6 protein-coding genes are annotated in these 5,455 nt (G+C 64.7%); 5 read left to right on the top strand and 1 reads right to left on the bottom strand.

The genetic code is table 11. The features are described 5' to 3' along the window. From MOV75_RS26130 to MOV75_RS26115, 4 genes are all read left to right on the top strand, one after another. Positions 1-727, top strand: a 727-nt coding sequence (locus tag MOV75_RS26130; RefSeq protein ID WP_247006843.1) for a methylmalonyl-CoA mutase family protein, incomplete at its 5' end; no start/stop codon positions are given. Continuing rightward, complete coding sequence (locus tag MOV75_RS26125; RefSeq protein WP_246929949.1) at positions 724-1,188, top strand: GFA family protein; 465 nt, start codon at positions 724-726, stop codon at positions 1,186-1,188. The genes MOV75_RS26130 and MOV75_RS26125, both read left to right, overlap by 4 nt. A 16-nt stretch (positions 1,189-1,204) precedes the next feature. Beyond that, on the top strand, positions 1,205-3,361 hold the full coding sequence (gene scpA / locus MOV75_RS26120) for a methylmalonyl-CoA mutase (protein WP_246929954.1): 2,157 nt from the start codon (positions 1,205-1,207) through the stop codon (positions 3,359-3,361). A gap of 52 nt (positions 3,362-3,413) precedes the next feature. Then, the gene (locus tag MOV75_RS26115; RefSeq protein ID WP_246929955.1) at positions 3,414-4,187 is read left to right on the top strand and encodes an RsiV family protein; all 774 of its coding nucleotides are present in this window, start codon (positions 3,414-3,416) and stop codon (positions 4,185-4,187) included. 6 nt (positions 4,188-4,193) lie between these two features. Here MOV75_RS26115 and MOV75_RS26110 read toward each other — a convergent pair whose 3' ends face one another. Beyond that, positions 4,194-4,661, bottom strand: a complete 468-nt coding sequence (locus MOV75_RS26110; RefSeq protein ID WP_246929951.1) for an SRPBCC family protein — start codon at positions 4,659-4,661, stop codon at positions 4,194-4,196. Between the two features lie 214 nt (positions 4,662-4,875). Here MOV75_RS26110 and MOV75_RS26105 point away from each other — a divergent pair. Continuing rightward, positions 4,876-5,455: tripartite tricarboxylate transporter substrate binding protein (locus MOV75_RS26105; RefSeq protein ID WP_247006841.1), on the top strand; the 580-nt coding region annotated here is incomplete at its 3' end.

The raw sequence follows: 5,455 nt of genomic DNA, 5'->3' as shown, positions 1-5,455 counted from the left end.
GACCGCGCAGCTTTGCGAGGCCGCGTGGGCGCTGTTCCGGGAGAGCGAGACAACCGGCGGCGCCTTTGCCGCGCTTCAGCAAGGCCTGTTTCAGAGCAAGGTCGCGGCCGCGCGAAAGGCGCGTGACGCCAACATCGCAAAACGCCGCGACGTGCTGACCGGCGCCAGCGAGTTTCCCAACCTGCACGAGAGCGAAACGAAGGTGCTCAAGGCGACACCGGTTGTGCTGGCACCGTACGGCGAGCAAAAATACAAGTTCGATGCGCTGCCGCCGATCCGGCTTGCGCAACCGTTCGAGGCGCTGCGCGACAAATCGGATGCGGCGCTCAAGTCGCGCGGCGCGCGGCCGAAAGTATTTCTGGCCAATCTCGGCACGCCCGCCGATTTCACGGCGCGCGCGACCTTCGCGAAAAGCTTCTTCGAGGCCGGTGGTATCGAGGCCACGGGCAGCGAGGGCTTTGCCGATCCGGCCAAGCTTGCTGCCGCCTTCAAGGCGTCCGGCGCCGAGCTTGCCTGCCTTTGTTCCAGCGACAAGGTCTATGCGGAACACGCGGAAGCTGCGGCCAAGGCCCTGCAAACGGCGGGCGCGCGACATATCTATTTGGCAGGCCGTCCGGCTGAGGCCGAAGCGGCGCAGCGGGCCGCCGGCGTCACGGGTTTTGTTTTCGCCGGAGGCGATGCGCTTGCGACGCTGCAGGACGCCTACGTTCGGATGGAGCAGCCATGACGGAAGCAGGTAAACCCGTTCTCACCGGCGGCTGCCAATGCGGCACGGTCCGCTTTGCGCTGACGGCTACACCGAACAAGGTGTCGATCTGCCACTGCCGGATGTGCCAGAAGGCCAGCGGCGCGCCGTTCGCCTCCTTTGCCGACATCAACAAGACGGACTTTGCCTGGACCAAGGGAAAGCCGTCGTTCTTCCGCTCCTCCACGATCGCCGAGCGCGGCTATTGCGCCGCCTGCGGCACGCCGCTGAGTTTTGGCCGCATCGACGGCGAGCGGATCGAGATCATGACCGGCGCGTTCGACCGCCCCGACCACGTGGTGCCAACGCGGCAATACGGAACTGAATCCCGGCTCGGTTGGGTCGTCGGAATCGCCAACCTGCCGAGCCAGACCACGCAGCAGAATTACGGGCCGGAGAAGATGGCGACGATCGTCAGCCATCAGCATCCGGATCATGATTGATGATATGGTTGAAGCCATGAGCCGCATTCCGAATTTCGCAGACGTCGCCTTCGCGAGGGCAACCACCGCCGCGCCTGCTGGCAGCGCCGAGCCGTGGCTGACGCCCGAGGGCATTCTGGTGAAGCCCGCTTATGGCGAGGCCGACCTCGCCGGGCTCGACTTCCTCGAGACCTATCCGGGCATCGCGCCCTATCTGCGCGGCCCCTACCCGACCATGTACGTCAACCAGCCCTGGACGGTCAGGCAATATGCCGGCTTCTCCACGGCGGAGGATTCCAACGCGTTCTACCGCCGCAACCTGGCGGCTGGACAGAAGGGCCTCTCGGTCGCCTTCGATCTCGCGACGCATCGCGGCTATGACAGCGACCATCCGCGCGTCGGCGGCGACGTCGGTATGGCCGGTGTTGCCATCGATTCCATCTACGACATGCGCACGCTGTTCGCGGGGATTCCGCTCGACCAGATGAGCGTATCCATGACCATGAACGGCGCGGTGCTGCCGATCCTCGCGCTCTATGTTGCGGCTGCGGGCGAACAGGGCGTGGCGCCGGAAAAACTGTCGGGCACCATTCAGAACGACATTCTGAAAGAGTTCATGGTGCGCAACACCTATATCTATCCGCCCGCGCCCTCGATGCGGATCATCTCGGACATTTTTGCGTACACCTCGCAAAAGATGCCGAAATACAATTCGATCTCGATCTCCGGCTATCACATGCAGGAGGCCGGCGCGACGCAGGACCTCGAGCTCGCCTACACGCTGGCCGACGGCGTCGAATATTTGCGCGCCGGCCTTGCCGCCGGTCTCGATGTCGACCGCTTCGCGCCGCGCCTGTCGTTCTTCTGGGCAATCGGCATGAACTTCTTCATGGAGGTCGCCAAGCTGCGCGCCGCGCGCCTGCTCTGGGCGAAGCTGCTCAAACCCTTCAATCCGAAGGACCCGCGCTCGCTGTCGCTGCGCACGCATAGCCAGACCTCGGGCTGGTCGTTGACCGCGCAGGATGTCTTCAACAACGTGATGCGCACCACCGTCGAGGCGATGGCGGCGACCCAGGGCCACACCCAGTCGCTGCACACCAACGCGCTCGACGAGGCGCTGGCGCTGCCGACGGATTTCTCGGCGCGCATCGCCCGCAACACCCAGCTGTTCCTGCAGCAGGAGAGCGGCACCACCCGCATCATCGATCCCTGGGGCGGCTCGTATTACGTCGAGCGGCTGACGCGTGACCTCGCGGCGAAGGCCTGGGCTCACATCCAGGAGGTCGAGGATCTCGGCGGCATGGCCAAGGCGATCGAAGCCGGCCTGCCGAAGCTGCGCATCGAGGAAGCCTCGGCCAAGACGCAGGCCCGCATCGATGCCGGCAAGCAGGCGGTGATCGGCGTCAACAAGTACAAGCCGACCGACGAGATGCCGATCGACATCCTGAAGGTCGACAACACCAATGTCCGGCGCCTGCAGATCGACAAGCTGACGCGGCTGAAGAGTGAGCGCAATCAGAAGGACGTCGATGCCGCGCTCGCGGCCATCACGCGTTCGGCCGGCGAAGGCAACGGCAATCTGCTCGCGCTCGCCATCGACGCGGCACGGGCGAAAGCAACCGTCGGCGAGATTTCGGACGCGATGGAGAAGGTGTTCGGCCGGCACCGCGCCGAGATCAAATCCATCACCGGCGTCTACAAGCGGGAGGCGTCCAGCATGGGCAACCAGGTCGAGAAGGTTCAGGCGCTGATCGACGCCTTCGAGGAGGCCGAGGGCCGCCGCCCGCGCATCCTGGTCGCCAAGATCGGCCAGGACGGCCACGACCGCGGCCAGAAGGTGATTGCGTCCGCCTTCGCCGACATCGGCTTCGACGTCGATATCGGGCCGTTGTTCGCGACCGCTGATGAAGCCGCGCGACAGGCGGTCGAGAACGACGTGCACATCCTCGGCGTCTCTTCGCTGGCCGCCGCGCACCTCACCGCCGTGCCGGAGCTGAAGGCCGCGCTGAAGAAGCAGGGCCGGGACGACATCATGATCATCGTCGGCGGCGTGGTGCCGCCGCAGGATTACGGCGCACTCTATGCCGCAGGGGCCGAGGCGATCTTCCCGCCGGGCACGGTGATTGCGGATGCAGCCGAGGAACTGATCCGCAAGCTGAATGCCCGGCTCGGGCATAGCGAGGCGGCGGAGTAGCTTCGTCGTCCATCTTCCAAAAAATGGAATTTGCGTGATGTTTCTCGCGCCGATGTTCATGCGCGCGTTTGCTGTCGCCACTGTTTGCAGCGCGCTGTTCGGCCCCTCCCTCGCCGCTGATCCCAAGCCCGATGCCGTTATCAAGACCAAGAGCGTCGACGCCCGCGTCTTCCTCGACGGCAGGATCAAGGCGGATGCCGCGCTCGCGGCGGACTGCCTTGCCGAAGGCAAAAAATGGCTCGACAAGAATGCCGCGGAAGCTGCCGCCTCGCGCAAGGCCGATCCGCAGTTTTTTAGAGAAGGCGGCTGGGATTTCGAACGCAAATATGAGATCCGCTCGGTGGTCGCCGACCGCTATGTCAGCGTCCTCCGCAACGACTACATGAACACCCATGGCGCGCATCCCAACTCGGACGTGAACACCATCCTGTGGGACAAGGCCGACAACAAGCGCATCTCGATCCGGCCGTTCTTCACCGAGACCGCCGACAACGGCACGACCATGAAGACGATGGTGAAGGCCATCATCGCCTCGCTGACGGCCGAGAAGAAGAAGCGCGGCGCCGGCGAAACCGTGACTGACGAATGGTTCAAGGAGCTGAAGCCGAGCCTGATGAGGATCGGCGCGGTGACGCTCGCGCCCTCGACCGAAGCGGGCAAGAGCTCCGGCCTCACCTTCCACTACCCGCCCTACGCCGTCGGTCCCTACGCCGAGGGCGAGTATGTGGCATTCGTGCCGTGGGAGTCGCTGAAGCCTTACCTCGCTGCGGAGGGCACCCGCATCTTCGGCGGCACGCGGCCGAAGGGCGACGCGGAACAGCAGTAGCGATGGCTAACTGGCCCGGGCCAGCGTCCGCGCAAGCGAATCCGCCCAACCGGGAATCCAGGACGCAAACAGGGCTTGCCAGCGATCGGCGTCCGCAGGTTCGGTATCGAGCGCGACCGACCATTCGATCAGGGTACGGTCGCCCTCGGTGATCGGACGCAGATGCATGGTGCCTTGATAGTGCGCCGGCGCCGTCCTCTGGCTTCCGTCATCCTGCGGATACGGCAGCGCTTCGAGACCGGCATAGGTCAAGGTGTGCTGCCGGTCCGAGTGATCGACCAGGCGCTGGCGGATCCAGTTGCCGAGATAGCAGAAGCGTCTGATGGCGCCGACTTCATCGCCGCGCTTGTCATCTTCGATCACGCTCTCGCTCACGCCGTCGATATAAGCGGGATAATTGTTGAAATCCCGGATCAGCGACCAGACTTCGTGGAGCGGGCGGTCCAGCACGGCGCTGTAATAGGCTTGGGTCATCGATGGTTGCCTTTGCTTTCGTTACGCGCTCAGATTGACGGCGCGTGCGAGCAAAACCCACCCGATTTCCGACTGCCCATCCGATGGGGCATGCAGTTTTCACACAACATGTCGATCTCGTTGGTAGCGCTACCTTGCGGCGGCGCTGCAAAGCCGACTAGAATGTCGCCATTGACAAGAGCGCCACGTCACGGGCGCCGCTGGGAGGCATTCAATGTCCAAGATTTCGCGCCGCACCTTTGCGGCTTCAACGGCCGCAGTCGCGGCATCCGCCGCATTCGGGTTCAAGCCCGCGCTCGCACAAGCCTATCCGGCGCGTCCGGTCACCGTGATCGTTCCCTGGGGCGCCGGCGGCGGAACCGATGCGACCGCGCGCATTGTCGCCGCGCTGCTGGAAAAAGATCTCGGTCAGCCCTTCAACGTGGTCAACCGAACCGGCGGCTCCGGCGTGGTCGGCCATAGCGCGATCGCGACCGCTCAGCCCGACGGCTACACCATCGGCATGCTCACCGTCGAAATCTCGATGATGCACTGGCAAGGCCTCACTGAGCTGACGCCGAAGAGCTACACCCCGCTGGCGCTGATGAACGAGGACCCCCCGGGCATCCAGGTCTCCTCCTCCTCGCCCTACAAGACGGTGAAGGAGCTCGCCGAGGCGATCAAGGCCGCCCCTCCCGGCAAGTTCAAGGCTTCGGGCACCGGCCAGGGCGGCATCTGGCATCTGGCGCTGGTCGGCTGGATGCAGGCGATGGGCCTGCCCGCCAACCAGGTCGCCTGGGTGCCGTCGAACGGCG

Source organism: Bradyrhizobium sp. PRIMUS42 (assembly GCF_023006515.1).
GTDB lineage: Bacteria > Pseudomonadota > Alphaproteobacteria > Rhizobiales > Xanthobacteraceae > Bradyrhizobium.
Note: the sequence above shows the minus strand (reverse complement) of the source record. Positions and strands in the feature narration are given on the sequence as shown.